31 protein-coding genes and 2 pseudogenes are annotated in these 22,950 nt (G+C 57.2%); all 33 read right to left on the reverse strand.

Annotation, left to right across the window (positions count from 1 at the left end):
- Positions 1-29 precede the first annotated feature (29 nt).
- Positions 30-2,200, reverse strand: a pseudogene (locus D3Y57_RS08930) (prolyl oligopeptidase family serine peptidase).
- A gap of 50 nt (positions 2,201-2,250) precedes the next feature.
- A complete protein-coding gene (gene rplQ / locus D3Y57_RS08935) occupies positions 2,251-2,673 on the reverse strand; it encodes a 50S ribosomal protein L17 (protein WP_121152689.1) in 423 nt (140 codons plus the stop codon).
- A 96-nt stretch (positions 2,674-2,769) separates the two neighbouring features.
- Positions 2,770-3,837 (reverse strand): DNA-directed RNA polymerase subunit alpha, encoded by a 1,068-nt coding sequence (locus D3Y57_RS08940; protein WP_121155672.1) that lies wholly within the window; start codon positions 3,835-3,837, stop codon positions 2,770-2,772.
- Between the two features lie 78 nt (positions 3,838-3,915).
- Positions 3,916-4,305: a 30S ribosomal protein S11 gene (gene rpsK, locus D3Y57_RS08945; protein ID WP_121152690.1), complete on the reverse strand. Its 390-nt coding sequence runs from the start codon at positions 4,303-4,305 to the stop codon at positions 3,916-3,918.
- Positions 4,306-4,350: 45 nt separating this feature from the next.
- On the reverse strand, positions 4,351-4,719 hold the full coding sequence (gene rpsM / locus D3Y57_RS08950) for a 30S ribosomal protein S13 (protein WP_121152691.1): 369 nt from the start codon (positions 4,717-4,719) through the stop codon (positions 4,351-4,353).
- A 260-nt stretch (positions 4,720-4,979) separates the two neighbouring features.
- Positions 4,980-6,335, reverse strand: coding sequence for an NADP-specific glutamate dehydrogenase (gdhA, locus tag D3Y57_RS08955; protein WP_121152692.1), 1,356 nt, complete (start codon positions 6,333-6,335; stop codon positions 4,980-4,982).
- Between the two features lie 112 nt (positions 6,336-6,447).
- Positions 6,448-7,110 carry an adenylate kinase gene (locus tag D3Y57_RS08960; RefSeq protein ID WP_121152693.1) on the reverse strand — a complete coding sequence of 221 codons (663 nt, stop codon included), beginning with the start codon at positions 7,108-7,110 and terminating at the stop codon, positions 6,448-6,450.
- Positions 7,111-7,137: 27 nt separating this feature from the next.
- Positions 7,138-8,502: a preprotein translocase subunit SecY gene (gene secY / locus D3Y57_RS08965; RefSeq protein ID WP_121152694.1), complete on the reverse strand. Its 1,365-nt coding sequence runs from the start codon at positions 8,500-8,502 to the stop codon at positions 7,138-7,140.
- A gap of 178 nt (positions 8,503-8,680) precedes the next feature.
- Positions 8,681-9,199 carry a 50S ribosomal protein L15 gene (rplO, locus tag D3Y57_RS08970; protein ID WP_121152695.1) on the reverse strand — a complete coding sequence of 173 codons (519 nt, stop codon included), beginning with the start codon at positions 9,197-9,199 and terminating at the stop codon, positions 8,681-8,683.
- 42 nt (positions 9,200-9,241) lie between these two features.
- Positions 9,242-9,418: a 50S ribosomal protein L30 gene (gene rpmD / locus D3Y57_RS08975; RefSeq protein WP_121152696.1), complete on the reverse strand. Its 177-nt coding sequence runs from the start codon at positions 9,416-9,418 to the stop codon at positions 9,242-9,244.
- A gap of 4 nt (positions 9,419-9,422) precedes the next feature.
- Positions 9,423-10,163, reverse strand: a complete 741-nt coding sequence (gene rpsE / locus D3Y57_RS08980; protein WP_121152697.1) for a 30S ribosomal protein S5 — start codon at positions 10,161-10,163, stop codon at positions 9,423-9,425.
- Positions 10,164-10,517: a 50S ribosomal protein L18 gene (rplR, locus tag D3Y57_RS08985; protein WP_121152698.1), complete on the reverse strand. Its 354-nt coding sequence runs from the start codon at positions 10,515-10,517 to the stop codon at positions 10,164-10,166.
- Complete coding sequence (gene rplF, locus D3Y57_RS08990) at positions 10,517-11,050, reverse strand: 50S ribosomal protein L6 (RefSeq protein WP_121152699.1); 534 nt, start codon at positions 11,048-11,050, stop codon at positions 10,517-10,519. Before rplF ends, rplR begins: the two co-directional genes overlap by 1 nt.
- Positions 11,050-11,445 carry a 30S ribosomal protein S8 gene (rpsH, locus tag D3Y57_RS08995; protein ID WP_121152700.1) on the reverse strand — a complete coding sequence of 132 codons (396 nt, stop codon included), beginning with the start codon at positions 11,443-11,445 and terminating at the stop codon, positions 11,050-11,052. Before rpsH ends, rplF begins: the two co-directional genes overlap by 1 nt.
- 10 nt (positions 11,446-11,455) lie before the next feature.
- Positions 11,456-11,761: a 30S ribosomal protein S14 gene (gene rpsN / locus D3Y57_RS09000; RefSeq protein ID WP_121152701.1), complete on the reverse strand. Its 306-nt coding sequence runs from the start codon at positions 11,759-11,761 to the stop codon at positions 11,456-11,458.
- Between the two features lie 3 nt (positions 11,762-11,764).
- The gene (gene rplE / locus D3Y57_RS09005; protein ID WP_205590109.1) at positions 11,765-12,358 is read right to left on the reverse strand and encodes a 50S ribosomal protein L5; all 594 of its coding nucleotides are present in this window, start codon (positions 12,356-12,358) and stop codon (positions 11,765-11,767) included.
- Positions 12,351-12,671, reverse strand: coding sequence for a 50S ribosomal protein L24 (gene rplX / locus D3Y57_RS09010; protein WP_121152703.1), 321 nt, complete (start codon positions 12,669-12,671; stop codon positions 12,351-12,353). Before rplX ends, rplE begins: the two co-directional genes overlap by 8 nt.
- Positions 12,671-13,039: a 50S ribosomal protein L14 gene (gene rplN / locus D3Y57_RS09015; RefSeq protein ID WP_121152704.1), complete on the reverse strand. Its 369-nt coding sequence runs from the start codon at positions 13,037-13,039 to the stop codon at positions 12,671-12,673. The genes rplX and rplN overlap by 1 nt, the downstream gene beginning before the upstream one ends.
- A gap of 14 nt (positions 13,040-13,053) precedes the next feature.
- The gene (rpsQ, locus tag D3Y57_RS09020) at positions 13,054-13,320 is read right to left on the reverse strand and encodes a 30S ribosomal protein S17 (protein WP_121152705.1); all 267 of its coding nucleotides are present in this window, start codon (positions 13,318-13,320) and stop codon (positions 13,054-13,056) included.
- A 12-nt stretch (positions 13,321-13,332) separates the two neighbouring features.
- A complete protein-coding gene (gene rpmC, locus D3Y57_RS09025) occupies positions 13,333-13,536 on the reverse strand; it encodes a 50S ribosomal protein L29 (protein ID WP_121152706.1) in 204 nt (67 codons plus the stop codon).
- 1 nt (position 13,537) lies between these two features.
- Positions 13,538-13,972, reverse strand: coding sequence for a 50S ribosomal protein L16 (rplP, locus tag D3Y57_RS09030; protein WP_121152707.1), 435 nt, complete (start codon positions 13,970-13,972; stop codon positions 13,538-13,540).
- A gap of 10 nt (positions 13,973-13,982) precedes the next feature.
- Positions 13,983-14,678 (reverse strand): 30S ribosomal protein S3, encoded by a 696-nt coding sequence (rpsC, locus tag D3Y57_RS09035; protein WP_121152708.1) that lies wholly within the window; start codon positions 14,676-14,678, stop codon positions 13,983-13,985.
- 1 nt (position 14,679) lies between these two features.
- The gene (gene rplV / locus D3Y57_RS09040; RefSeq protein WP_121152709.1) at positions 14,680-15,063 is read right to left on the reverse strand and encodes a 50S ribosomal protein L22; all 384 of its coding nucleotides are present in this window, start codon (positions 15,061-15,063) and stop codon (positions 14,680-14,682) included.
- Positions 15,063-15,338 carry a 30S ribosomal protein S19 gene (gene rpsS / locus D3Y57_RS09045; protein WP_121152710.1) on the reverse strand — a complete coding sequence of 92 codons (276 nt, stop codon included), beginning with the start codon at positions 15,336-15,338 and terminating at the stop codon, positions 15,063-15,065. Before rpsS ends, rplV begins: the two co-directional genes overlap by 1 nt.
- A 2-nt stretch (positions 15,339-15,340) precedes the next feature.
- Positions 15,341-16,176, reverse strand: a pseudogene (rplB, locus tag D3Y57_RS09050) (50S ribosomal protein L2).
- Between the two features lie 3 nt (positions 16,177-16,179).
- Entirely contained in the window at positions 16,180-16,518 is a 339-nt protein-coding gene (locus D3Y57_RS09055) for a 50S ribosomal protein L23 (protein ID WP_121152711.1), read from the reverse strand.
- A complete protein-coding gene (rplD, locus tag D3Y57_RS09060) occupies positions 16,511-17,140 on the reverse strand; it encodes a 50S ribosomal protein L4 (protein WP_121152712.1) in 630 nt (209 codons plus the stop codon). The genes D3Y57_RS09055 and rplD overlap by 8 nt, the downstream gene beginning before the upstream one ends.
- Before the next feature lie 2 nt (positions 17,141-17,142).
- Entirely contained in the window at positions 17,143-17,898 is a 756-nt protein-coding gene (gene rplC / locus D3Y57_RS09065; protein ID WP_121155674.1) for a 50S ribosomal protein L3, read from the reverse strand.
- A gap of 197 nt (positions 17,899-18,095) precedes the next feature.
- Complete coding sequence (rpsJ, locus tag D3Y57_RS09070; protein ID WP_121155676.1) at positions 18,096-18,407, reverse strand: 30S ribosomal protein S10; 312 nt, start codon at positions 18,405-18,407, stop codon at positions 18,096-18,098.
- 101 nt (positions 18,408-18,508) lie between these two features.
- The gene (gene tuf / locus D3Y57_RS09075) at positions 18,509-19,699 is read right to left on the reverse strand and encodes an elongation factor Tu (protein ID WP_121152713.1); all 1,191 of its coding nucleotides are present in this window, start codon (positions 19,697-19,699) and stop codon (positions 18,509-18,511) included.
- 78 nt (positions 19,700-19,777) lie between these two features.
- Complete coding sequence (gene fusA, locus D3Y57_RS09080) at positions 19,778-21,853, reverse strand: elongation factor G (protein ID WP_121152714.1); 2,076 nt, start codon at positions 21,851-21,853, stop codon at positions 19,778-19,780.
- 122 nt (positions 21,854-21,975) lie between these two features.
- Positions 21,976-22,446 (reverse strand): 30S ribosomal protein S7, encoded by a 471-nt coding sequence (gene rpsG, locus D3Y57_RS09085; RefSeq protein WP_121152715.1) that lies wholly within the window; start codon positions 22,444-22,446, stop codon positions 21,976-21,978.
- A gap of 51 nt (positions 22,447-22,497) precedes the next feature.
- Entirely contained in the window at positions 22,498-22,869 is a 372-nt protein-coding gene (gene rpsL, locus D3Y57_RS09090) for a 30S ribosomal protein S12 (protein ID WP_121152716.1), read from the reverse strand.
- Positions 22,870-22,950: the final 81 nt, after the last annotated feature.

A 22,950-nucleotide genomic window follows, 5' to 3' on the forward strand; every position in this document is an offset into this window, starting at 1 on the left:
CCCCGCCTAACGGGGACGCGCGCCGCTGTCTATTTCGTCGTCACCGTCATGCCCGTCCACTTCGCAATAAAAGCCCATTCGTCGGCAGTTTCGGCAATCACCTTGTCGGTCGGCTTGCCCGACCCATGCCCCGCGCGAGTTTCGATTCGGATGAGGTGCGGTTTCGGCCCAAGATCGGCCGCCTGAAGTGCAGCAGCATATTTGAAGCTGTGACCAGGAACCACGCGGTCGTCGGTGTCGGCGGTCGTGACGAGGATCGCGGGATAAGCGGTGCCGCTGTGGATGTTATGATACGGCGAATAGGCACGGAGGGTCTTGAAGTCCGCCTCGATCGCCGGATCGCCATAGTCGTCGGTCCAGTAACGTCCCGCCGTGAACCTGTTAAAGCGCAGCATGTCCATAACACCGACCGCCGGAAGTGCCGCCGCGAACAAATCGGGTCGCTGGTTGACGACCGCACCGACCAACAGCCCGCCGTTCGCCCCCCCTGAATCGCAAGCTTGTCCTTCGAGGTAATGCCCTGCGCGATCAAATATTCACCGCCCGCGATGAAATCATCGAACACATTCTGCTTCTGGTGCAACCGTCCGGCGTCGTGCCACGCGTTCCCATATTCGCCGCCGCCCCGCAGATTGGCGATTGCGAGCACCCCGCCCTGTTCCAGCCACGCAAGCCGCGTTGCAGAAAAGCCCGGCGTGACCGACACGTTGAAACCGCCATATCCGTACAGCAACGTCGGCGCTGGGCCAGCGGGAAGGTTCCGTTTTCGCACGACGAACATCGGAATTTTCGTACCGTCTTTCGAAGGGTAGAAAATCTGGTCGGTGACGTAATCGGTTGGCGCGAACGCCAGTTTTGGCTGGAAGAACACACTGCTTTGATTGGTCGCCGAATCGTAACGATAAACGGTCGGAGCAATCGCGAAGCTCGAAAAACTGTAAAATGTTTCACTGGTGCCGGACTTGCCACCAAATCCCGTGGCAGTGCCGATGTCGGGCAAATGCACGGTCCCCGCCGGTTTGCCATCGAGTTCGAAAACCGCGGCTTCAGACTTTGCATCGCCAAGATAGGCCACGATCAGGCGTTGCCCGACGAGTGAAGCCCCGACCAGCGTATCGTCGGTTTGCGGCACAACGGGGTCGAGGTGCACGCTCTTCGCATCCACATCGACAGAAACAAGCCGCCCTTTCGGAGCCTCGGTGTCCGTGACGAACCAAAACCGGGAACCAAGCGAACCCGCAAGATCCCAACTGTTCTTCAACCCCGAAAACAGCGAACGAACTTTCATCTTCGGCTGATCGAGGCGCGCGACGTGAACCTCCATTCGCGGATCGGTCCCCTGCGTCGATGTGATGACCAAATATCGGCCGTCATCGGTCACCTGTGCGCCATGACCATATTTCGGGTGATCGGGCGTCGCATAAATCTTCGTGTCGTTGAGCTGTTCGGTACCGACGCGATGAAAATAGATCGTCTGGTCAGTGTTGAGCGACTGAAACGCCGCGCCATCTTTGGGAGCGGCAAACCGCGAATAGAAAAAACCGCTGCCGTCGGGCTTCCAGGCGATCCCTGAAAATTTCACCCATTTGATCTCGTCGGACAGCAACGCGCCGCTGGTCGCATCGACAATCCGCAACGTTCGCCAGTCGGTACCGCCGTCCTGCACGGCGTAGGCGAGATAGCGCCCGTCGTCCGATGGCGCCCATTCGGCCAGCGCGGTTGCCCCATCCTTTGCCCAGCCATTTGGATCGAGAAGCAGGCGAGGTTTCCCGTCGATCCCATCGCGGACCCACAGTGTCGATTGATTTTGCAGTCCGGTATTACGCGAATAGAAATATCGTTGACCCGCCCGGCGCGGCACGCCCATCCGTTCGAAATCGAACAGGGTTTTCATCCGTGCTGCAAAGATATCCCGGCCCGGCAATGCCGCAAGATAACGCTCGGAAACCGCGTTTTCTGCCGTCACCCAATCGCGAACTTTCGATTCTGTCCGAACGTCGCTCTCCAGCCAGCGGTATGGATCGGCAATCGCTTCACCGAATTGGGTTTCGACAACGGGTACGGTCGCGGTTTTCGGATATTCCAGAGGAGCCTCGGCAAAAACAGGGATAGGAGCGATCAGGGCTGCAAAAGCCAAAGCAAATTTGTTCAAAGAAAAAAGGCTCCGGGATATGATCCCGAAGCCTAAATCTCGTTTCATGGTCGCGCAAGCGAACCGATAATTTCGTCTGCTTAAGCAGCCCGATCTTCTCAGGCAGCAACGTCCAGATCGTCGTCGCCAGCAACCGGACCTGAATCCAGACCCTTGGCATTAACGTCACGATCGATGAACTCGATGATCGCCATTGGGGCAGCATCCGAAAGACGGATACCGGCCTTTACGACGCGGCAGTAACCACCGGCACGGTCGGCATAACGCGTTGCGATAACGTCAAACAGTTTCACCAACTGAGTGTCGTCCAGCAAACGGGCGTGTGCAAGACGACGGTTGGCCAGGCCACCCTTTTTCGCAAGCGTTACCAGTTTCTCGGTATAAGGACGCAGTTCCTTCGCCTTGGCGAGGGTCGTCGTGATCTGCTCATGCTTGATGAGAGCGGCCGCCATGTTGCGGAACAGTGCCGCGCGATGGGAAGAAGTACGCTGGAGCTTACGTCCGGCATTACGATGGCGCATGGTATCAGTCCTATGTTCGTCCCGGAGCCGTATCAGGCACTCCGGGCCAGGCAGTGAAACGGGGCACCGCCAAAACCCCTAATCTTCGAATAAGCCTTAGCCCATCAGCTCCGCTTCGAGCTTCTTGGCCATGTCTTCGATGTTCTCTGGCGGCCATCCGGGGATGTCCATGCCGAGACGCAGACCCATCGACGACAGCACTTCCTTGATTTCGTTCAGGGACTTGCGGCCAAAGTTCGGCGTGCGAAGCATTTCTGCTTCGGTCTTGCCGACCAGATCACCGATATAGATGATGTTGTCGTTCTTGAGGCAGTTTGCCGAACGCACCGACAGTTCCAACTCATCGACCTTCTTCAGAAGGTAACGGTTGAGCTGGTTCGCATCGCTTTCGCTGACATGCTGCGGCGTTGCCGCTGCCATGCCGATGATCGGCGACTGGGTCGCAACCATCGAGTCATCGAAGTGGACGAACAGCGAGAGCTGATCCTGAAGAATACGCGCAGCATAAGCTACGGCATCATCAGGCGTGATCGTACCATCGGTTTCGATGCTGAGCGTCAGCTTGTCGTAATCGAGTTCCTGCCCAACGCGGGTGTTCTCGACCTTGTATGCCACCTGGCGAACCGGCGAATACAGTGCATCGACGGGCACAAGGCCAATCGGCGCATCGAGCGGACGGTTTGCAGCGGCTGGGACATAGCCCTTACCGACATCAGCGGTCAGCTCCATGTTGAGCGTCGCACCTTCATCGAGATGGCAGATCAGGAGATCGGGGTTCATGACCTCGATATCGCCCGACATCGCGATCATTCCGGCAGTAACGTCAGCAGGACCGGTTGCCGAAAGCTGAAGGCGCTTTGGCCCCTCACCCTGCATACGCAGTGCGATCTGCTTCACGTTCAGGACGATGTCCGTCACGTCTTCACGAACGCCGACCAGCGACGAAAACTCATGCAGCACATTCTCGATCTTGATCGAGGTGACTGCAGCACCCTGTAGCGACGAAAGCAACACGCGACGCAGCGCGTTACCGAGCGTCAGGCCGAAACCCCGCTCGAGTGGCTCTGCAACAAAAACGCCCTTGCGCTTGCTGTCGCTGCCGCTCTTCTTTTCAAGTGAAGTCGGCTTCTTCAGTTCCTGCCAGTTCTTGCTATTGACTGCCACGGTGTTCCCCTTGGGGTTGGGCGATGCGCTCGTCAGCGCATCAGCCGGAGTATCGAGTTCTGGTGCGTCGCCGAGCAATTAAACGCGACGACGCTTGGAAGGACGCACGCCGTTATGCGGGATCGAGGTCACATCGCGGATCGACGTGATGTTGAAACCGACTGCCTGCAATGCCCGAAGCGCCGATTCACGGCCCGAACCGGGGCCCTTCACTTCGACTTCGATTGTCCGCACACCATGTTCAGCGGCCTTTTTACCGGCGTCTTCGGCTGCGACCTGCGCGGCGTAAGGCGTCGATTTACGGCTGCCCTTGAAACCCATCATGCCAGCGCTCGACCATGAAATGGCGTTGCCCTGAGCATCGGTGATGGTGATCATGGTGTTATTGAAACTGGCGTTCACATGCGCGACGCCGGAAGTGATGTTCTTGCGTTCGCGCCGCTTAATGCGCTGAGGTTCGCGTGCCATTGATATGCTGTCCTATAAAAAAGCTGCTGCCGTTAAAGGCGCTGCTTATTTCTTCTTACCGGCGATCGGCTTAGCCTTGCCCTTGCGAGTGCGCGCATTGGTATGCGTGCGCTGGCCACGGACTGGCAGGCCCTTACGATGACGAAGACCGCGATAGCAGGCCAGATCCATCAAACGCTTGATGTTCATCGACACTGTGCGACGCAGATCGCCTTCGACGGTGTAACCCGCGTCGATGGCTTCACGAATTGACAGGACTTCCTGATCGGTAAGATCCTGAACACGACGCGCAGGCTCGATGCCCAGCTTCTTCGTGATCTCAACGGCTTTGGTACGACCGATACCGTGAATATAGGTCAACGCGATTTCAACGCGCTTGTTGGTCGGGATATTAACCCCCGCAATACGTGCCATGTGTTCGTTTCTCCTCAGCTCCACGAGGTGGCTGGCAAGACACCCCATCTCTTCGCGTCAAATCCGAAACGCCGAAATGCCGACGCGCGCAAATAGCACTCGCCGGTTGCCGGAGGTTCGGAATGGGTCTCGCGTAGAAGGGCCACGCGACTCTGTCAAGCGAGTCGGAGAGCCGGGCAGGCTGTTGTTTCAGTTTCTTCAGCTTGCCTCGGCTTGTGATGATCCGACCGTGCCGCCACCAACCGGCTTTAACCAGTCAATCAGACAACGCCATAAGCCAGCATGGCGTCCGCGACCTTTTTGAAGCCTGCGATGTTTGCACCCTTCACATAGTCGCAATGGCCGGTCGCATCGGTCCCGTATTCAAGGCAGCGACTGTGAATGCCCGCCATGATATCGAGCAACAGCTTCTGAAGTTCGTCCTCTTTCCACGAGATGCGCGCAGAGTTCTGGCTCATCTCAAGCCCTGACACGGCAACACCACCCGCGTTCGCTGCCTTACCGGGAGCAAACAAAATCCGCGCCTTTTTGAAAACATGAACGCCGTCCAGATCGGTCGGCATATTCGCGCCTTCCGACACCGCAATACAGCCATTGGCGATGAGCAATTCGGCATCGATCCCCAACAGTTCGTTTTGCGTAGCGCAGGGCAGCGCAACGTCACACGGCACACCCCAGGGCGTTTTTCCCCCAGTAAAGCTCGACCCCGTAAATTCGTCGCAATATTCGGAGATGCGACCGCGACGTTTGCTCTTCAGATCCTTGACCCAGTCGATCTTCTCCTGAGTTATGCCGTCGGGATCGTGGATAAAGCCCGCGCTATCACTCAAAGTCAGCACTTTACCGCCCAACTGGGTCACTTTTTCGGCCGCATGTGTCGCCACATTGCCCGAACCGGAGATAACCGCAGTCTTGCCCTCAAGAGTCATGCCCTTGGTCGCCAGCATATTCTGCAGGAAATACACCGCGCCATACCCGGTCGCCTCGGTACGGATCAACGAACCACCGTACTCCAGCCCCTTTCCCGTCAGCACTCCTGTAAACTCACCAGTGATGCGCTTATACTGACCGAACATATATCCGATCTCGCGCGCCCCCACCCCGATATCGCCCGCCGGCACATCAATGTCGGCACCGATGTGGCGATAGAGCTCGGTCATCAGCGACTGGCAGAACCGCATGACTTCCCCGTCGGATTTTCCCTTGGGGTTAAAATTCGATCCGCCCTTGGCCCCGCCCATAGGCAGCCCCGTCAGAGCGTTCTTGAAGGTTTGTTCGAACGCCAAAAACTTCAGGACACTTTCGGTCACACTTGGGTGAAAGCGGATGCCGCCTTTATACGGCCCGATCGAATTATTATTCTGAATCCGCCAACCCCGCTGAACGCGGATATTGCCTTTGTCGTCCTGCCAACAGACACGAAACGAAATCACACGGTCAGGCTCGGCAATACGGCGCAGAATTTGCGCGCTGTGATATTGCTCCTTGTCGGCCATGAAATCGAAAATGTCCTCGGCAACCTCAGTCACCGCCTGAACGAACTCGGGTTGGCCGGGATTGCGTTTCTTCACGCCCCCAACAAAAGTTTCAAGATCAACGTGATCGACAACGGCCATTTCATTCCCCCTGCGCTGGTCCTTATAAATAGACCGGTGATCGCCGCCGTCGTTTGACTCGTGGCAGCGTTGGCGCGGACGTTAGCAGGAAACGAGTGATCGTGAAGAGGCGTCAATTTTTAGCGGGAATTGGTCCCAGGATAGCCTCAATTGCGGCGCTCACGATGCCAATATCGGCCATGCCATCAATCTTACGCAACAGCCCACGCGCTTCATAGATCGGCAGGATTGGAGCGGTCTTGGCCCGATACTCTGCCATGCGGGTACGCACCGTTTCGGCATTATCATCTGGACGGCGGCTGAATTCTGTTGAGCCACACACGTCGCAAACATCCGAAACTTTCGGCAGTTTGTAACGGTCGTGATAACCGGCGCCGCACTTGGCACAGGTGTAACGGCCTGTGATCCGATCGACGAGTGCATCTTCATCGACCGCAAGTTCAATCACCGCATCAAGTTTGCGAGCGCGCGCCGCGAGCAAGTCATCCAGTGAAACAGCTTGAGCCGCGGTCCGCGGATACCCGTCGAAAATCGCACCCTGAGCAACCGGCATCGAATCGAGTTTATCTCCGATCAGACCGTCGACGATCTCATCCGAAACCAGTTCGCCGGCTTTCATGATCGCAGAAACCTTCAACCCCATGGGCGTTCCCGCGTCGCGGGCTGCGCGTAGCATATCGCCTGTCGACAACTGGGCCATGCCGCGTTCGTTGACAAGGCGCGCAGCCTGGGTGCCCTTCCCCGCTCCCGGGGGTCCAAGAAGGATGATATTCACGGAATAGCGTCTCCCTATGCGGCCCGATTATCGGGTCCGCGCGCCTTTCAGCTTGGCCTTCTTGATCAAGTCACCATATTGGTGCGCCAGCAAATGGCTCTGAATCTGTGTGACCGTATCCATCGTCACGTTGACGACGATAAGCAGGCTGGTTCCACCGAGCGCAAGCGAGATACCCATGCGCAAAGTCAGAAATTCGGGCACCAGGCAGATCAGCGTCAAATAAGCTGCGCCAATCACGGTGATGCGCGTCAGCACATAATCCAGGTAAACTTCGGTATTCTTCCCCGGTCGAATACCCGGAATGAACCCGCCATAGCGCTTGAGATTCTCAGCAGTCTCTTCTGGATTGAAGACGACAGCAGTGTAGAAAAAGCTGAAAAATATAATGCCGGCTGCGTAAAGCGAAATGTACAACGGTGAGCCGTGTTGGAGCGCACTTGTCACTGTCAAGACAAAATCACCCCATTTACTTTCACCCGCAACGCGCTGTCCGGCGAACTGCACGACTGTCAACGGCATCAGCAGCAGTGATGAGGCAAAGATTGGGGGAATAACACCGGCGGTGTTAATCTTAAGCGGCAAATGCGATTTATCAGCCTGCATCATGCCGCGCGCCGTCTGTCGCTTGGGATATTGTATTAACACCCGCCTCTGCGCGCGCTCCATGAAGCAAATAAAAGCGACCAGTGCGAGGACCAAAACAAGAATTACAAGGATCGCGACCGGCGACATCGACCCGCTGCGTGCACCCTCGAAAAGGTTAACGATCGCGCGTGGCAATTGCGACACGATCCCCGCCATAATGATGAGCGAGACACCATTACCGATACCGCGACTGGTGATCTGCTCGCCCAGCCACATCAGGAACATCGTTCCTCCGATCAGCGAGATCACGCAAGCCACGCGGAACAGCATCCCCGGCTGCACGACTGCAGACATGCCCTGAGCGGCACCCCAACTCTCGAGACCAACAGCGATGAAATAGCCCTGGATCGCAGTCAGGAAAACCGTGCCATACCGCGTGTATTGGTTCAGTTTTTTACGACCGCTTTCGCCCTCTTTTTTGATCGCCGCCAGCTTAGGAGACAGCGACGTCGAAAGCTGCACGACGATCGAAGCCGTAATGTACGGCATCACCCCAAGCGCAATCAGGCTCATCCGCTGCAGCGAACCGCCAGAGAATGTGTTGAAAAAATCAAGAACACCACCCTGCGTCGTTTGATAGAGCTGGGCAAGCGCGCGCGGATCGATACCCGGCAGCGGCACATGACTCAACAAACGGAAAACGATCAGCGCGCCGATCGTAAACCACAAGCGTTTGCGAAGGTCGGTGGCCTGCGCGAATTTCGACAAGCCAGAGTTTGATAGCGATGCGGCGGAGGATGCCATTGCGATAATTCGTCCCGGTAGAGAGCGTGGGAACGCCCTGCTGTCAGCGCCTCATATAAGGAGTGGTTGAGCGTTGTCACGCCCGTACTCCAGAGCATCAAAAAGCCGGGTCAATCCGGATACGCCCTGTCCCTCTGTTACGAGGGGAAAGCGACCCAGCCAACCCGGCTAAATGATTTTAGTTCTTACGAAGCTTGACGGTGTTCTTCTTCGCCTTGGCCTTATCGGCGGCAGAGACGAGCTCGATCACTTCGACCGAACCACCGGCAGCTTCAACAGCCTCGCGGGCACCCTTTGAAACACCGGCAACCTTGAACGATAGCTTGGCCGAGAATTCACCCTTGCCGAGCAAACGCACGCCATCCTTACCGCCGCGAGCAAGACCAACAGCCTTGAGCGCTTCGTGATCGATAACAGCCGACACATCGAGCTTCTTGGCATCAACCAGCTTCTGGATCATGCCGAGGTTAACCTCTGCACAGTCGCGAGCGAAGATGTTATTGAAACCGCGCTTTGGCAAACGCATGTGGAGTGGCATCTGACCACCCTCGAAGCCATTGATCGACACACCCGAACGGCTGGTCTGACCCTTTTGGCCGCGTCCTGCGGTCTTGCCCTTGCCCGAACCGATACCGCGTCCAACGCGCATACGGCCCTTGCGAGCACCATCATTATCTCTGATTTCGTTAAGTTTCATTGCACTCGCTTTCGCTTTTGTCGCGCTGATAGAATGAGCGTCTTAGCTCTGCACTTCGACCATGTGCCGCACTGCGCGGATCATGCCCCGAGTTTCGGGAGTATCTTCCAGCTCCGAAACCTTATGCATCTTGTTGAGGCCCAAACCAATCAGCGTAGCACGCTGATTGGCAGTCCGGCGGATGGGCGAGCCCGTCTGCTTGATCGTGATCTTGGCCATGATGTTACTCCGTCACCAGCGCTGCATCGGCTTCCGCCGTCTGCGAACCACCACGACCCAGCAGATCGGCAATCTTCTTGCCGCGACGCTGTGCAACCGACTTTGGCGAAGTCTGCTCGCCAAGCGCCTCAAAGGTTGCGCGGATCATATTGTATGGGTTCGATGTTCCGACCGACTTGGTTACAACGTCTGCAACGCCGAGCGATTCGAAAATTGCGCGCATTGGACCACCGGCGATGATGCCCGTTCCCTGTGGTGCCGAACGAAGCGTCACGCGACCAGCACCGAAGTGGCCGTTACCGTCATGATGCAGCGTACGACCTTCACGAAGAGGAACGCGAATCATCTTTTTCTTTGCAGCCGCAGTTGCCTTCGAAATAGCTTCCGGCACTTCGCGCGCCTTACCGTGCCCAAAGCCTGCACGACCCTTGCCATCGCCAACGACAACCAGAGCTGCGAAACCGAAACGCTTGCCGCCCTTAACTGTCTTCGAAACGCGGTTGATGTGTACGAGCTTTTCGATCAGCTCTTCGCCGCCATCATCGTTTCCGCCGCGATTATCGCGACGTCCACGGTTGTTGCTGTCGCGTCCACCACGGTTGTTACCACCGCCCGGCCCGCTGCGATTACCGCCTGGACCACCACGACCGGGGCCGCCTGGGCCCCGTCCGCGAGGAGCTTCTGTCGGAGCCGGAGCACCTGCGTCGGCTGCCGGGGCTGCCTGAATTTCGTTTTCGTCAGCCATTTAGAATTCCAATCCGCCTTCGCGTGCACCTTCGGCGAGCGCTTTCACGCGGCCGTGGAACAGGAAACCACCACGATCGAAAACAACGTGCGTTACGCCCGCCGCCTTCGCACGCTCAGCAACCGTCTTACCAACGGCAGTCGCTGCGTCGATCGTCGCGCCGGTTGTTGCGCGTGCGTCTTTTTCGAGGCTCGATGCAGCAGCGACCGTGGTCCCTGCCGTATCGTCGATGATCTGCGCGTAGATATGACGACCCGAACGATGGATAGACAAACGTGGACGCAAAGTGCCCTTCGCACGCAGTTTGGTGCGAACGCGCTGACGGCGTTTCGCGAAAAGTGACAGCTTGGCCATTACTTCTTCTTACCTTCTTTGCGGAAGATGTACTCACCGCGATATTTGATGCCCTTGCCCTTATAGGGCTCCGGCTTACGCCAGCGGCGGATTTCCGCAGCTAGTTGACCGACCTTTTGCTTGTCGATCCCGGTGATGTGAATTGTCGTCTGATCGGGCGTCTTCACATCCAGATCGTCAGGCACATCGATATCTACATCATGCGAATAGCCGAGCTGAAGTTTAAGCTTCGGACCCTGCGAATTGGCACGATAACCGACACCGGTGATTTCCAGCGTCTTGGTGAAACCATCGGTCACACCGGTGACGAGGTTTTGAACCAGCGTGCGCTGCATCCCCCAGAACGAACGTGCGCGCTTCGTGGCATTGGCTGGCTTTACCGAAATGGTGCCATCCTCAACCGCGTACGTGACATCTTCGGCGAGCGACAAAGTCAGCGTGCCCTTTGGCCCCTTTACCGAAAGCAGACCGCCTTCGATCGTGGCGGTGACGCCAGCAGGAACCGGAACAGCTTTTTTACCGATGCGGCTCATTAGAATACCTCCGCAAGGATTTCGCCGCCGACGTTATGCTCACGGGCTTCCGCATCGGAAAGCACGCCGCGTGGCGTCGAGACGATGGTGATTCCAAGGCCGTTGCGAACCCGGGGAAGTTCTTTCGACCCCGAATAGACGCGGCGACCAGGCTTCGACACACGCGCCACGTGGCGGATGGCGGGCTGGCCCTCGAAATATTTGAGTTCAATGCGGATGCCACCATGTCCAGCCAGCTCTTCTTCCGAATAGCCGCGGATGTAGCCTTCGCGCTGAAGCACATCGAGCACACGCACCCGGAGCTTCGACGCCGGGCTCATTACTGAGTCCTTGCGTGCCTGCTGGCCGTTGCGGATGCGGGTGAGCATATCACCCAGTGGATCGGTCAATGACATATCTTAACCCTTACCAGCTCGACTTCGTAACACCGGGGATCAGGCCCTTATTAGCCAGATCGCGCAGCATGATACGGCTGAGGCGGAACTTACGATAATAGGCACGTGGCCGACCGGTAAGCAGGCACCGGTTACGAACACGCGTTGGATTCGCGTTACGTGGCAAAGCCGACATCTTCAGGCGAGCCATCAACCGGTCGCTGTCATCAGCATTCTGGTCGTTGGCAATGGCGCGAAGCGCTGCAAATTTGGGAGCATATTGCTTCACCATCGCCTTGCGCTTCTCGTTCTTGTTGATCGAACTCTTTTTCGCCATGGTTTAGGCCGCCTTCTTTTCTGCAGCTGCTTCTTCGATCGGGAACGGGAAGCCGAACAGGCGAAGCAATTCGCGTGCTTCGTCATCGGTGTTCGCGGTCGTTGCAACGATCACATCCATGCCACGGATCGTATCGACCCGGTCATAGGAAATTTCCGGGAAGATCAGCTGCTCTTTGATACCACAGGCATAATTGCCACGACCATCAAAGCTCTTGTCGCTCAGTCCGCGAAAATCGCGAACACGCGGGAGAGCGATCGTGATGAAGCGATCGAGGAATTCGAACATCCGGTCGCGGCGCAGCGTGACCTTGCAGCCGATCGGCATGCCTTCGCGCAGCTTGAACTGAGCAACCGACTTCTTGGCCTTGGTCACAACGGGCTTCTGCCCTGCGATCAATTCCATTTCACCAGCGGCCTGATCAACCTTCTTCTTATCCTGCGTCGCTTCGCCAACACCCATGTTAAGCACGATCTTTACAAGACGCGGGACCTGCATCGGGTTGGTGTACCCGAACTTCTCGGTCATCGCCTTGACGATACGCTCGTCATAGATGCCCTGCATACGGGGCTTACTGCGTTCCGCTGCCTTAACCATTGATCGTCTCCCCGGAGCGCACTGCTACCCGGACTTTCTTGCCGTCCTGAATTTCGAAACGGACGCGTGTGGGCTTGCCCGTCTTGGGGTCCTCCAAAGCGACCTTCGATACGTGCATCGGCGCTTCGAACCGATCGAGTCCGCCCTGCGGGTTCTCTTGGCTCGCCTTGCGATGACGCGTGGCGATGTTGACACCCGACACAACGACCTTGCCGTCCTTCGGGAAGGACTTGGTCACTTCGCCATGCTTGCCCTTGTCCTTGCCGGACAGGACGACGACCTTGTCGCCTTTTTTAATCTTCAGTGCCGACATTACAGCACCTCCGGAGCGAGCGAGATGATCTTCATGTAATTCTTGGCACGCAGCTCGCGACAAACTGGGCCGAAGATACGGGTGCCAATTGGCTCCTCGTTCTTGTTGACCAGCACCGCGGCATTGCCGTCGAAGCGGATCGTCGAACCATCGGCGCGATGAATGTCCTTGGCAGTGCGAACGATAACGGCGCGATGCACGTCACCCTTCTTCACTTTACCGCGGGGTGCGGCTTCCTTGATGGAAACGACGATCACATCGCCGACACCGGCGAAGCGACGCTTCGATCCACCAAGTACCTTGATGCACTGCACGCGCTTGGCACCAGAGTTATCGGCTACGTCCAGGTTGGACTGCATTTGAATCATGGTTCAGTCCTTCCTTACGCGTTATCTTCGACGCCGGTATCGGCAACGCCGCTACCGTCAATCACTTTCCAGGTCTTCAACTTCGACAGCGGCGCACACTCTTCGATGCGCACGATCTGGCCGAGCTTGAAAACATTGCCCTCGTCATGGGCATGGTACTTCTTGGTGCGACGAATGATCTTGCCGTACAGAGGGTGCTTAACCTTCCGTTCGACATTGACCACCACCGTCTTGTCTCCCTTGTCGGAAACAATGACACCGGTGAGAACGCGCTTTGGCATCTCTAGTCTTCCTTACTTCGCTTCGGCCGCGACGCGCGCGGTCTGGAGCGTCTTGATCTGTGCGATCGTGCGGCGGACTTCGCGCACTCGCGAAGGCTTCTCGAGCTGGTTGGTCGCAGCCTGAAAGCGAAGGTTGAAGGCCTCCCGCTTCAGTTCACCCAACTGCGTCGACAGCTCATCGCTTGTCTTCGCATTCAAGTCGGCAATCTTGGCCATCTTATTTGGCTCCCAGATGCGAGAAGTCACCCAATCGGGCAACGACCTTGGTTTTGATCGGCAGCTTTTCCATCGCGCGGCTGAACGCAATTGCTGCGATCGGGCCGGGAACGCCGTCGAGTTCGAACAGTATGCGGCCCGGCTTGACCCGTGCTGCCCAATATTCGGGAGCGCCCTTACCCTTACCCATGCGGACTTCGGCAGGCTTTGCCGAAACTGGCACGTCGGGGAAAATGCGGATCCACAAACGACCTTGACGCTTGATGTGACGCGTGATCGCGCGGCGAGCCGCTTCGATCTGACGCGCGGTCAAACGATCCGGTTCCATTGCCTTCAGGCCATAAGAACCGAAGTTGAGGTCCGTACCACCCTTTGCGTCGCCATGAATGCGACCCTTATGAGCTTTGCGGAATTTGGTGCGCTTTGGTTGAAGCATCTATCTGTCCTCAGCGAGCCGGACGGACGCCGGAAGTCTGAGCTTCCATCATCAGCCGTTCTTGCGAAAGTGGATCGTGACCCAGGATCTCGCCCTTGAAAATCCATACCTTCACGCCGCAAACACCATAGGCAGTGTGTGCTTCATGCTCGGCATAGTCGACGTGGGCGCGCAGCGTGTGCAATGGAACCCGACCCTCACGATACCATTCGGTACGTGCGATTTCGGCTCCACCCAACCGACCGGCGCAGGTGATCCGGATACCCTCTGCACCAAGACGCAGGGCCGATTGAACGGCACGCTTCATGGCACGACGGAAAGCGATACGACGCTCGAGCTGATCGGCAACACCCTGTGCAACGAGCTTGGCATCGATTTCCGGCTTGCGGATTTCAACGATGTTCAGCGACACGTCCGAAGACGTCATCTTGGCGATCGCAACGCGCAGCTTTTCAATGTCCGCGCCCTTCTTGCCGATGATGACGCCCGGGCGTGCAGCATAGACCGAGATGCGGCAAAGTTTTGCAGGGCGCTCGATAACGACCTTCGAGATTGCAGCCTGCGGCAGCGACTTGAAGATGTGACGACGGATGCGCAGGTCTTCGAGAAGCAAACGACCATAGTCAGCACCGTCGGCGTACCAGCGGCTGTCCCATGTGCGGTTGATCTGAAGCCGAAGCCCGATCGGATTTGATTTCTGACCCATATTAGGCTTCCTGTTCCTGCACTTCGCGCACAACGACGCGAAGACGGCTGAACGGCTTGACGATCTGCGTCGAACGACCGCGAGCGCGGGTTGCGAAACGCTTCATCGACAATCCTTTGCCGACGCTGGCTTCGACCACGACAAGCGCATCGACATCGAGATTATGATTATTCTCGGCATTGGCGATTGCTGATGCCAGGCATTTGCGAACATCGATCGCCATGCCCTTGGTTGAGAACTTTAGGATGTTCATCGCATCGCCAGCCTTGCGGCCACGGATGAGCGTTGCAACCAGACCAAGCTTCTGAGCTGAACCGCGAATCGCGGTCGAGGTAGCCAGGGCTTCATTTTCAGCAACGCGGCGTGGGTTGACGGTTTTAGACATCAGCGCTTGCCCTTCTTGTCCGCGGCGTGGCCGGGGAAATAGCGCGTGGGAGCAAACTCGCCGAGCTTCATGCCAACCATGTCTTCGTTCACGGAAACGGGAACGAACTTACGGCCGTTATAGACGCTGAACGTCAAGCCGACGAACTGTGGCAGAATTGTTGAACGACGCGACCAAGTCTTGATCGGAGCGCGGGCGTTCGTATCCTGCGCGGTTTCTGCCTTTTTCAGCAGATGCAGGTCAACGAACGGACCTTTCCAGACGGAACGGGCCATGACTACCTCTTCTTCTTGGCGTGACGCGACCGGATGATCATCTTGTCGGTCGATTTGTTCGAACGGGTACGAGCACCCTTGGTCGGCTTGCCCCATGGCGTCACTGGGTGACGACCACCGGAGGTCCGGCCTTCACCACCGCCGTGCGGATGGTCGACCGGGTTCTTTGCGACGCCGCGCGTCAGGGGGCGGATGCCCTTCCAACGATTGCGACCCGCTTTGGCAAGGTTCGTGTTCGCGTTATCGGGGTTGGATACCGCGCCCACTGTCGCCATGCACGTGCCGTGAATGTAACGCTGCTCGCCCGAGTTCAGACGAACGATCACCATGCCGCGATCACGACCGACGACCTGCACGTAAGTACCTGCCGAACGTGAAATCTGACCGCCCTTGCCTGGCTTCATCTCCACGTTGTGGACAATGGTGCCGACAGGAACCGACGACAATTCCATCGCGTTGCCCGGCTTGACGTCGGTCTTCTTCGCAGCGACGATCTTGTCACCGACCGCAAGACGCTGCGGTGCGATGATGTAGTTCTGCTCGCCATCGGGATAGTTGATGAGAGCAATGAACGCGGTACGGTTGGGATCGTACTCGAGACGCTCAACGGTGCCTTCGACGTCCCACTTGCGACGCTTGAAGTCGATGAAGCGATAGCTCTGCTTGTGGCCCCCGCGATACCGCGCGACGTCACATGACCTTTGTTGTTGCGACCACCGGTCTTGTGCTTACCCTCGGTAAGCATCTTGACGGGCTTGCCCTTCCACAGCGACGACTTGTCGACGAGGATAAGTCCGCGTCGGGCCGGGCTGGTCGGATTATAATGTTTAAGTGCCATGGCTTAAATTCCCGTGGTCACGTCGATCGACTGGCCTGCGGCCAGCGTCACGATTGCCTTTTTGAAATCCGAGCGAGTGTAGGGCGTGCCCTTCCACTTCTTGGTCTTGCCTTTCTGGACGATGGTATTCACCTTCATCACAGAAACGGAGAACAGCGCCTCAACCGCAGCTTTGATCTGCGGCTTCGTTGCATCGTTCGCGACCTTGAACACAACTGCGTTGTATTCGCTCATCATCGTCGATTTCTCGGTGATGTAAGGGGCTACGACTACGTCGTAATGACGTATCTCGACGCCAGCGCCCGCCTTGACGGGCTTTATAGCCCGGCCAAACTTAGCCATTGAACCGCGCCTCCAGCTTTTCGACTGCCGCGCGGGTCAGGACCAGCGTTTCAGCTTTAAGAATGTCGTAAACGTTCGCGCCCACTGCGGGCAAGACGTTAATCGTGTGGATGTTGCCGCAAGCGAGCGCGAAGCTCGTGTCGACCACATCCCCGTCAATGACCAAAGTGGTCTTGCCAAAGCCCAGGCTGGCCAGATTGGCGAACAAGTTCTTGGTCTTGCCATTTTCGACAGCCAGATTGTCCATGACAATTAGCGTGCCGTCCTTGATCTTCGACGACAGGGCCATTTTGAGGCCCATCGCACGGATTTTCTTGTTTAGCGACGGGTTGAAGTCACGAACGCGAGCACCGTGAGCTTTACCACCGCCGATGAACGTTGGCGCGCGACGGTTACCGTGACGGGCGGTACCGCCACCCTTCTGGTTACCGAACTTTTTACCGGTGCGCGCAACATCAGCACGCTCGCGAGTGCCACGGGCCGTGCCGCGACGCTTTTCGAGCTGCCAGACGACAACACGGTGAAGAATGTCGGCGCGTGGGTCGAGACCGAACACGTCTTCATTCAATTCGACGTCCGAAGTTGACTTCGCGCCGTCGAGAGTCTGAACTTGCAGTTTCATGATCAGCCCTCCTGGCCGTCGGTCGCTGCTGCCGTCGTCTCAACGACTTCGGCAGGCGTGTCCGCTGCGGTGTTGGTGTTGGCAGGAGCCTTGACCGATGCAGGATATGGAGCGTCGGCATGGCGCGCGATTTTGGTCGCGTCCTTGACCATCAGCCATGTCCCCTTCGAGCCAGGAACCGAACCCTTAACGAACAACAGGCCGCGCTCGACGTCGGTCGATACGATCTCGAGGTTCTGCTGGGTACGCTGACGATCGCCCATATGGCCGGCCATCTTCTTGCCCTTGAAAACTTTACCTGGATCCTGACGTTGCCCGGTCGAACCCAGCGAACGGTGAGACACCGAAACACCGTGGGTTGCGCGGAGACCGCCAAAGTTCCAGCGCTTCATACCGCCCTGGAAGCCCTTACCCTGCGTATGACCCGTCACATCGACCATCTGGCCGGGGACGAAATGATCTGCAGAGATTTCTGCGCCGACATCGACGAGAGCATCTTCCGAAACGCGAAATTCGTAAACGCGCGCCTTCAGCTCGACTTCGGCTTTACCGAAGTGACCGCGCTGTGGTTTTGCAACGTTCTTGGCTTTCGCAGTACCCGCACCAACCTGAACAGCGACGTAACCGTCACGATCAGCAGTACGCTGCGAAATAACCTGGTTATTCTCAAGCGCCAAAACAGTGACGGGCACATGACGACCGTCGTCCTGGAACAAGCGGGTCATCCCCATTTTCTTCGCGATCACGCCAGTGCGCATGACCATGCTCCTCAAATGCAACAGAGGCCCGCAAGGACTATTCCTTACGGGCTTGCCTCAGCCCCATATATAAATGCGTGTCCCCGTCAGGGCTGGTTCCTCCGTTAGGAGGAGACGGGGGACGCAGACCCCAGCAAGCTGGGCGGTATCCCGAATCTCCGCTTGCGAATCCCGAAGGCCGCGGCGGAGACAGGTCATTAGGCCAAACGGATCTCTACGTCTACCCCTGCAGCGAGGTCGAGCTTCATCAAAGCATCAACTGTCTGCGGCGTAGGCTGAATGATATCAAGCAGGCGCTTGTAAGTGCGGACTTCGAACTGCTCACGCGACTTTTTGTCGACGTGCGGTCCACGGTTCACAGTGAACTTCTCGATGCGCGTAGGCAACGGGATCGGACCACGGATGAGGGCGCCTGTGCGCTTTGCCGTATCGGCAATATCACCAGTGGCCTGATCGAGCACACGATGATCGAACGCCTTCAGGCGAATGCGGATATTCTGCGTTTCCATGTCCATACCGATGCGAAAGAGCCGACCCGTCTTGCGGGCTTACATAAATAGCAAACCGCCCGACTCTCGGTTGAGAATCGAGCGGTGTGCGGTCGTCTATATTACTTGGTGATCGAAGCCACAACCCCGGAGCCGACCGTGCGGCCGCCTTCGCGGATCGAGAAGCGCAGGCCCTGCTCCATCGCGATTGGCGCGATAAGCTTGACACCGAGCTGCACGTTGTCGCCTGGCATGACCATTTCAGTGCCCTCTGGGAGGACAACTTCGCCGGTCACGTCGGTCGTACGGAAGTAGAACTGCGGACGGTAGTTTGCGAAGAACGGCGTATGACGGCCACCCTCGTCCTTCGACAGGACGTAAACTTCCGACTGGAATTCGGTGTGCGGCTTGATCGAACCGGGCTTGCAGAGAACCTGTCCACGCTCAACTTCTTCACGGCCAACACCGCGGATGAGTGCACCGATGTTGTCGCCGGCCTGACCCTGATCGAGCAGCTTGCGGAACATTTCGACGCCGGTCACGACGGTCTTCTTGGTGTCCTTAAGACCGACGATTTCAACTTCTTCGCCAACCTTAACGATGCCGGTTTCGACGCGACCGGTAACAACCGTACCGCGACCCGAAATCGAGAACACGTCCTCGATTGGCATCAGGAATGGCTTGTCCAGCGGACGAGCAGGCTGTGGGATCCAGCTGTCTACAGCGGCCATCAGCTTCAGAACGGCGTCATGGCCGATCTCAGGCTGCTTGTCGTCGAGCGCACAAACGGCCGAACCCTGGATGATGGGGATGTTATCGCCATCGAAATCATACTTCGAAAGAAGTTCGCGGATTTCCATTTCGACGAGCTCAAGGATTTCTGGATCATCGACCAGATCGACCTTGTTCATGAACACGACGAGCTGGGGGACACCAACCTGACGAGCGAGCAAAATGTGCTCGCGAGTCTGTGGCATAGGACCGTCAGTTGCGGAAACGACGAGAATGCCGCCATCCATCTGAGCAGCACCGGTGATCATGTTCTTCACATAATCGGCGTGGCCCGGGCAATCGACGTGCGCGTAGTGACGAGCTTCGGTTTCATATTCGACGTGTGCGGTCGAAATAGTGATGCCGCGCTCGCGCTCTTCGGGAGCCTTGTCGATGTTGGCATAGCTGGTGAAAGTCGCGCCGCCGGTTTCTGCGAGCACTTTCGTGATTGCAGCCGTCAGTGAAGTCTTACCGTGATCGACGTGACCGATCGTGCCGATGTTACAATGCGGCTTGGTCCGCTCGAACTTTGCTTTTGCCATGATTTCCTACCTTCGTTTTTCAAATATCTGCGGGCGCGCCGCGCCGGTGCGGCGTGGCCCATAATCACAATTTTACGATTACGCCAGCTTCGCTTTGACTTCTTCTGCAACGTTTGCCGGAACTTCCTCATAATGAGAGAATTCCATGCTGTACTGAGCACGTCCCTGAGTGAACGAACGCAGCTGATTCACATAGCCGAACATGTTAGCCAAAGGCACCATTGCCTCGACGGTTTGTGCGTTACCACGAGTGTCGGTGCCCTGAATCTGCCCGCGGCGTGAGTTCATGTCGCCGATGACGTCGCCCAGATAATCCTCTGGAGTGACGACTTCGACCTTCATGATCGGCTCGAGCAGCTTGATGCCTGCCTTCTGGGCACCTTCGCGCATCGCTGCACGTCCGGTGATTTCAAAAGCCAGCGCCGACGAATCGACGTCATGGTAGGCACCGTCTGTAAGATGGATCTCGAAATCGATGATGGGGAAGCCGATGAGCGAACCGGTGTTTGCGATTTCGCGCATACCCTTTTCGACCGACGGGATATATTCCTTGGGGATATTGCCGCCCTTGACCTCGTCGAAGAACAGCACACCTGTGCCACGCTCACCAGGGACCAGCGTCAGCTTTACGCGACCGAACTGCCCCGAACCACCCGACTGTTTCTTGTGGGTGTAATCGATGTCGACAGTCTTGCCGAGATACTCGCGATAGGCGACCTGTGGCGCGCCCACGTTGGCTTCGACCTTAAATTCGCGACGCATACGATCGACGGTGATTTCGAGGTGAAGCTCGCCCATCCCCTTGATGATCGTCTGACCCGATTCGTGATCTGTGCTAACGCGCAACGAAGGATCTTCGCGTGCAAGACGATTGAGAGCGATGCCCATCTTTTCCTGATCGGCCTTGGTCTTCGGTTCCACGGCAACCTCGATGACGGGGTCCGGAAACTCCATCCGCTCAAGGATGATCGGCGCGTTCAGGGCGCACAGGGTTTCACCCGTCGTCGTGTCTTTCAGACCAGCGAGCGCAACGATGTCGCCTGCATAGGCCACCTGGATATCTTCGCGGTCATTAGCATGCATCAACAGCATACGGCCGACCTTTTCTTTCTTGTCCTTAACCGAGTTCAACACGATCGACGACGTATCCAGCTTTCCCGAATAGATACGGGCAAAGGTCAGCGTACCGACGAAAGGATCGTTCATCACCTTGAACGCGAGCGCCGAGAACGGTGCTTCGTCGTTGGTTTCGCGCGATTCGACAGTCTCACCGTCGAGCTTCGTGCCTTCGACAGCAGGAACGTCGAGCGGCGACGGCAGATAGTCGACAACAGCGTCAAGCAAAGGCTGAACGCCCTTGTTCTTGAACGCCGAACCGCAAAGCACGGGAACGAATGCGAAAGCCAGCGTACCCTTGCGGATCAGCGCCTTCAGCGTCGCAGTGTCAGGCTCGGTGCCGTTGAGATAGGCCTCCATGACATCGTCGTCTTGCTCGACGGCCATTTCGATCAGCTCTGAACGAGCTGTCGCGGCTGCGTCGGCGAGATCGGCCGGAATGTCCTGATATTCGAACTTCGCGCCCAGCGACTCTTCGAGCCAGATGATCGCACGGTTCTCGACCAGATCGACGAGGCCCTTAAAGCCCCCCTCGATACCGATGGGGAGATACAGGACTGCCGGACGCGCGCCCAGGCGATCCTTGATCATGTCCACGCAACGCTGGAAGTTCGCGCCGGTACGGTCGAGCTTGTTGACGAAGCACATCCGCGGAACTTTATATTTGTCAGCCTGACGCCAGACAGTCTCGGACTGCGGCTCAACGCCGGCAACACCGTCGAAACAGGCTACCGCGCCATCGAGAACGCGCAACGAACGCTCGACTTCGATCGTGAAGTCAACGTGCCCGGGGGTGTCGATGATGTTGATGCGGTGGTCGTTCCAGAAGCACGTTGTAGCGGCGCTGGTGATCGTGATCCCGCGCTCTTGCTCCTGCTCCATCCAGTCCATCGTCGCGGTGCCTTCATGCACTTCGCCGATCTTGTAGGACTTTCCGGTGTAGTACAGAATCCGCTCTGTGGTCGTCGTTTTCCCGGCGTCGATGTGCGCCATGATGCCGATATTGCGATACATGCTGAGCGGATGGCTGCGGGCCATGACGGTAACTCCGAAAAAGTTTGGAGGCGAACCGCGACGGCCCGCCTCCGGATTATATAGTGACTACCAACGATGTTCTCAACATAATCGCTGCTACCAGCGTCATATCAAAAAACCCGTTGTTACCAACGGTAATGCGAGAATGCACGGTTGGCTTCTGCCATCCGGTGCGTGTCTTCGCGCTTCTTGACGGCGTTACCGCGATTGTTCGCAGCATCCATCAATTCACCCGAAAGACGTGCCGACATCGTATGCTCCGACCGCGCACGCGCCGCCGTGATGAGCCAACGAATAGCCAAAGCCTGCGAACGCTCGGTCCGCACTTCGACTGGCACCTGATAGGTGGCACCACCAACGCGACGCGAACGAACTTCGATGCCGGGCTTCACGTTGTTCAGCGCATCATGGAAAACACCGATCGGATCGCGCTTGGCGCGCGCTTCGACGGTTTCCATCGCGCTGTACACGATATTCTCGGCAACGGCTTTTTTACCGTCCAGCATGACGCTGTTCATGAATTTCGACAGAACCTGATCGCCAAAGCGTGGATCAGGCAGGATTTCCCGCTTTTCGGGACGACGACGACGTGCCATTTCAATTTCCTTCTAAACTTCAGCCTTTAGTGCCAGCAATAAACTGGCGGCTTACTTCGGACGCTTGGCGCCGTACTTGGAACGTGACTGCTTGCGATCCTTGACACCCTGGGTATCGAGAACGCCGCGCAGTACGTGGTAACGCACACCGGGAAGATCGCGAACACGACCGCCACGGATCAGCACGACCGAATGCTCCTGAAGGTTATGACCTTCACCCGGAATATAGCTGATAACTTCGCGCTGGTTCGTCAGGCGGATCTTGGCCACCTTGCGAAGCGCCGAGTTCGGCTTTTTCGGAGTCGTTGTGTAAACGCGCGTGCAAACGCCACGCTTCTGCGGATTTGCTTCCATCGCAGGGACCTTGGATTTGGCCTTCTGCGGGTCGCGACCCTTGCGGATCAACTGGTTAATCGTCGGCATTTGAAGCCTTCACCTTTTGATTGCGGTTACTTTGCCGGTAGCGCGACGTCCCTGACGGGAACGCGTTAAAGCCGGGTGGCT

Origin of the sequence: Sphingomonas paeninsulae (assembly GCF_003660165.1) — a bacterium.
Taxonomy (GTDB): domain Bacteria; phylum Pseudomonadota; class Alphaproteobacteria; order Sphingomonadales; family Sphingomonadaceae; genus Sphingomonas_O; species Sphingomonas_O paeninsulae.

Bases quoted from the DNA above. Each gene is read 5' to 3' on its own strand.
- rpmD (WP_121152696.1), bottom strand. From the start codon at position 9,418: ATGGCCAAGATCACGATCAAGCAGACGGGCTCGCCCATCCGCCGGACT.
- rplP (WP_121152707.1), bottom strand. From the start codon at position 13,972: ATGCTTCAACCAAAGCGCACCAAATTCCGCAAAGCTCATAAGGGTCGC.
- rplF (WP_121152699.1), bottom strand. From the start codon at position 11,050: ATGAGCCGCATCGGTAAAAAAGCTGTTCCGGTTCCTGCTGGCGTCACC.
- secY (WP_121152694.1), bottom strand. From the start codon at position 8,502: ATGGCATCCTCCGCCGCATCGCTATCAAACTCTGGCTTGTCGAAATTC.
- rpsQ (WP_121152705.1), bottom strand. From the start codon at position 13,320: ATGCCAAAGCGCGTTCTCACCGGTGTCATTGTTTCCGACAAGGGAGAC.
- rpsS (WP_121152710.1), bottom strand. From the start codon at position 15,338: ATGGCCCGTTCCGTCTGGAAAGGTCCGTTCGTTGACCTGCATCTGCTG.
- rplC (WP_121155674.1), bottom strand. From the start codon at position 17,898: ATGCGCACTGGCGTGATCGCGAAGAAAATGGGGATGACCCGCTTGTTC.
- rpmC (WP_121152706.1), bottom strand. From the start codon at position 13,536: ATGGCCAAGATTGCCGACTTGAATGCGAAGACAAGCGATGAGCTGTCG.
- gdhA (WP_121152692.1), bottom strand. From the start codon at position 6,335: ATGGCCGTTGTCGATCACGTTGATCTTGAAACTTTTGTTGGGGGCGTG.
- rpsG (WP_121152715.1), bottom strand. From the start codon at position 22,446: ATGGCACGTCGTCGTCGTCCCGAAAAGCGGGAAATCCTGCCTGATCCA.
- fusA (WP_121152714.1), bottom strand. From the start codon at position 21,853: ATGGCCCGCAGCCATCCGCTCAGCATGTATCGCAATATCGGCATCATG.
- rplR (WP_121152698.1), bottom strand. From the start codon at position 10,517: ATGGCCAAGCTGTCACTTTTCGCGAAACGCCGTCAGCGCGTTCGCACC.
- rplO (WP_121152695.1), bottom strand. From the start codon at position 9,199: ATGAAACTTAACGAAATCAGAGATAATGATGGTGCTCGCAAGGGCCGT.
- rplV (WP_121152709.1), bottom strand. From the start codon at position 15,063: ATGTCTAAAACCGTCAACCCACGCCGCGTTGCTGAAAATGAAGCCCTG.
- rpsC (WP_121152708.1), bottom strand. From the start codon at position 14,678: ATGGGTCAGAAATCAAATCCGATCGGGCTTCGGCTTCAGATCAACCGC.
- rpsE (WP_121152697.1), bottom strand. From the start codon at position 10,163: ATGGCTGACGAAAACGAAATTCAGGCAGCCCCGGCAGCCGACGCAGGT.
- rpsM (WP_121152691.1), bottom strand. From the start codon at position 4,719: ATGGCACGTATTGCGGGGGTTAATATCCCGACCAACAAGCGCGTTGAA.
- rpsN (WP_121152701.1), bottom strand. From the start codon at position 11,761: ATGGCGAAAAAGAGTTCGATCAACAAGAACGAGAAGCGCAAGGCGATG.
- D3Y57_RS09055 (WP_121152711.1), bottom strand. From the start codon at position 16,518: ATGGCTAAGTTTGGCCGGGCTATAAAGCCCGTCAAGGCGGGCGCTGGC.
- rplQ (WP_121152689.1), bottom strand. From the start codon at position 2,673: ATGCGCCATCGTAATGCCGGACGTAAGCTCCAGCGTACTTCTTCCCAT.
- tuf (WP_121152713.1), bottom strand. From the start codon at position 19,699: ATGGCAAAAGCAAAGTTCGAGCGGACCAAGCCGCATTGTAACATCGGC.
- rplX (WP_121152703.1), bottom strand. From the start codon at position 12,671: ATGTCGGCACTGAAGATTAAAAAAGGCGACAAGGTCGTCGTCCTGTCC.
- rpsL (WP_121152716.1), bottom strand. From the start codon at position 22,869: ATGCCGACGATTAACCAGTTGATCCGCAAGGGTCGCGACCCGCAGAAG.
- rplE (WP_205590109.1), bottom strand. From the start codon at position 12,358: ATGGTTAAGGCAGCGGAACGCAGTAAGCCCCGTATGCAGGGCATCTAT.
- rplD (WP_121152712.1), bottom strand. From the start codon at position 17,140: ATGAAACTGCAAGTTCAGACTCTCGACGGCGCGAAGTCAACTTCGGAC.
- rpsH (WP_121152700.1), bottom strand. From the start codon at position 11,445: ATGTCATTGACCGATCCACTGGGTGATATGCTCACCCGCATCCGCAAC.
- rplN (WP_121152704.1), bottom strand. From the start codon at position 13,039: ATGATTCAAATGCAGTCCAACCTGGACGTAGCCGATAACTCTGGTGCC.
- rpsK (WP_121152690.1), bottom strand. From the start codon at position 4,305: ATGGCACGCGAACCTCAGCGCATTAAGCGGCGCGAACGCAAGAACATC.
- rpsJ (WP_121155676.1), bottom strand. From the start codon at position 18,407: ATGGAAACGCAGAATATCCGCATTCGCCTGAAGGCGTTCGATCATCGT.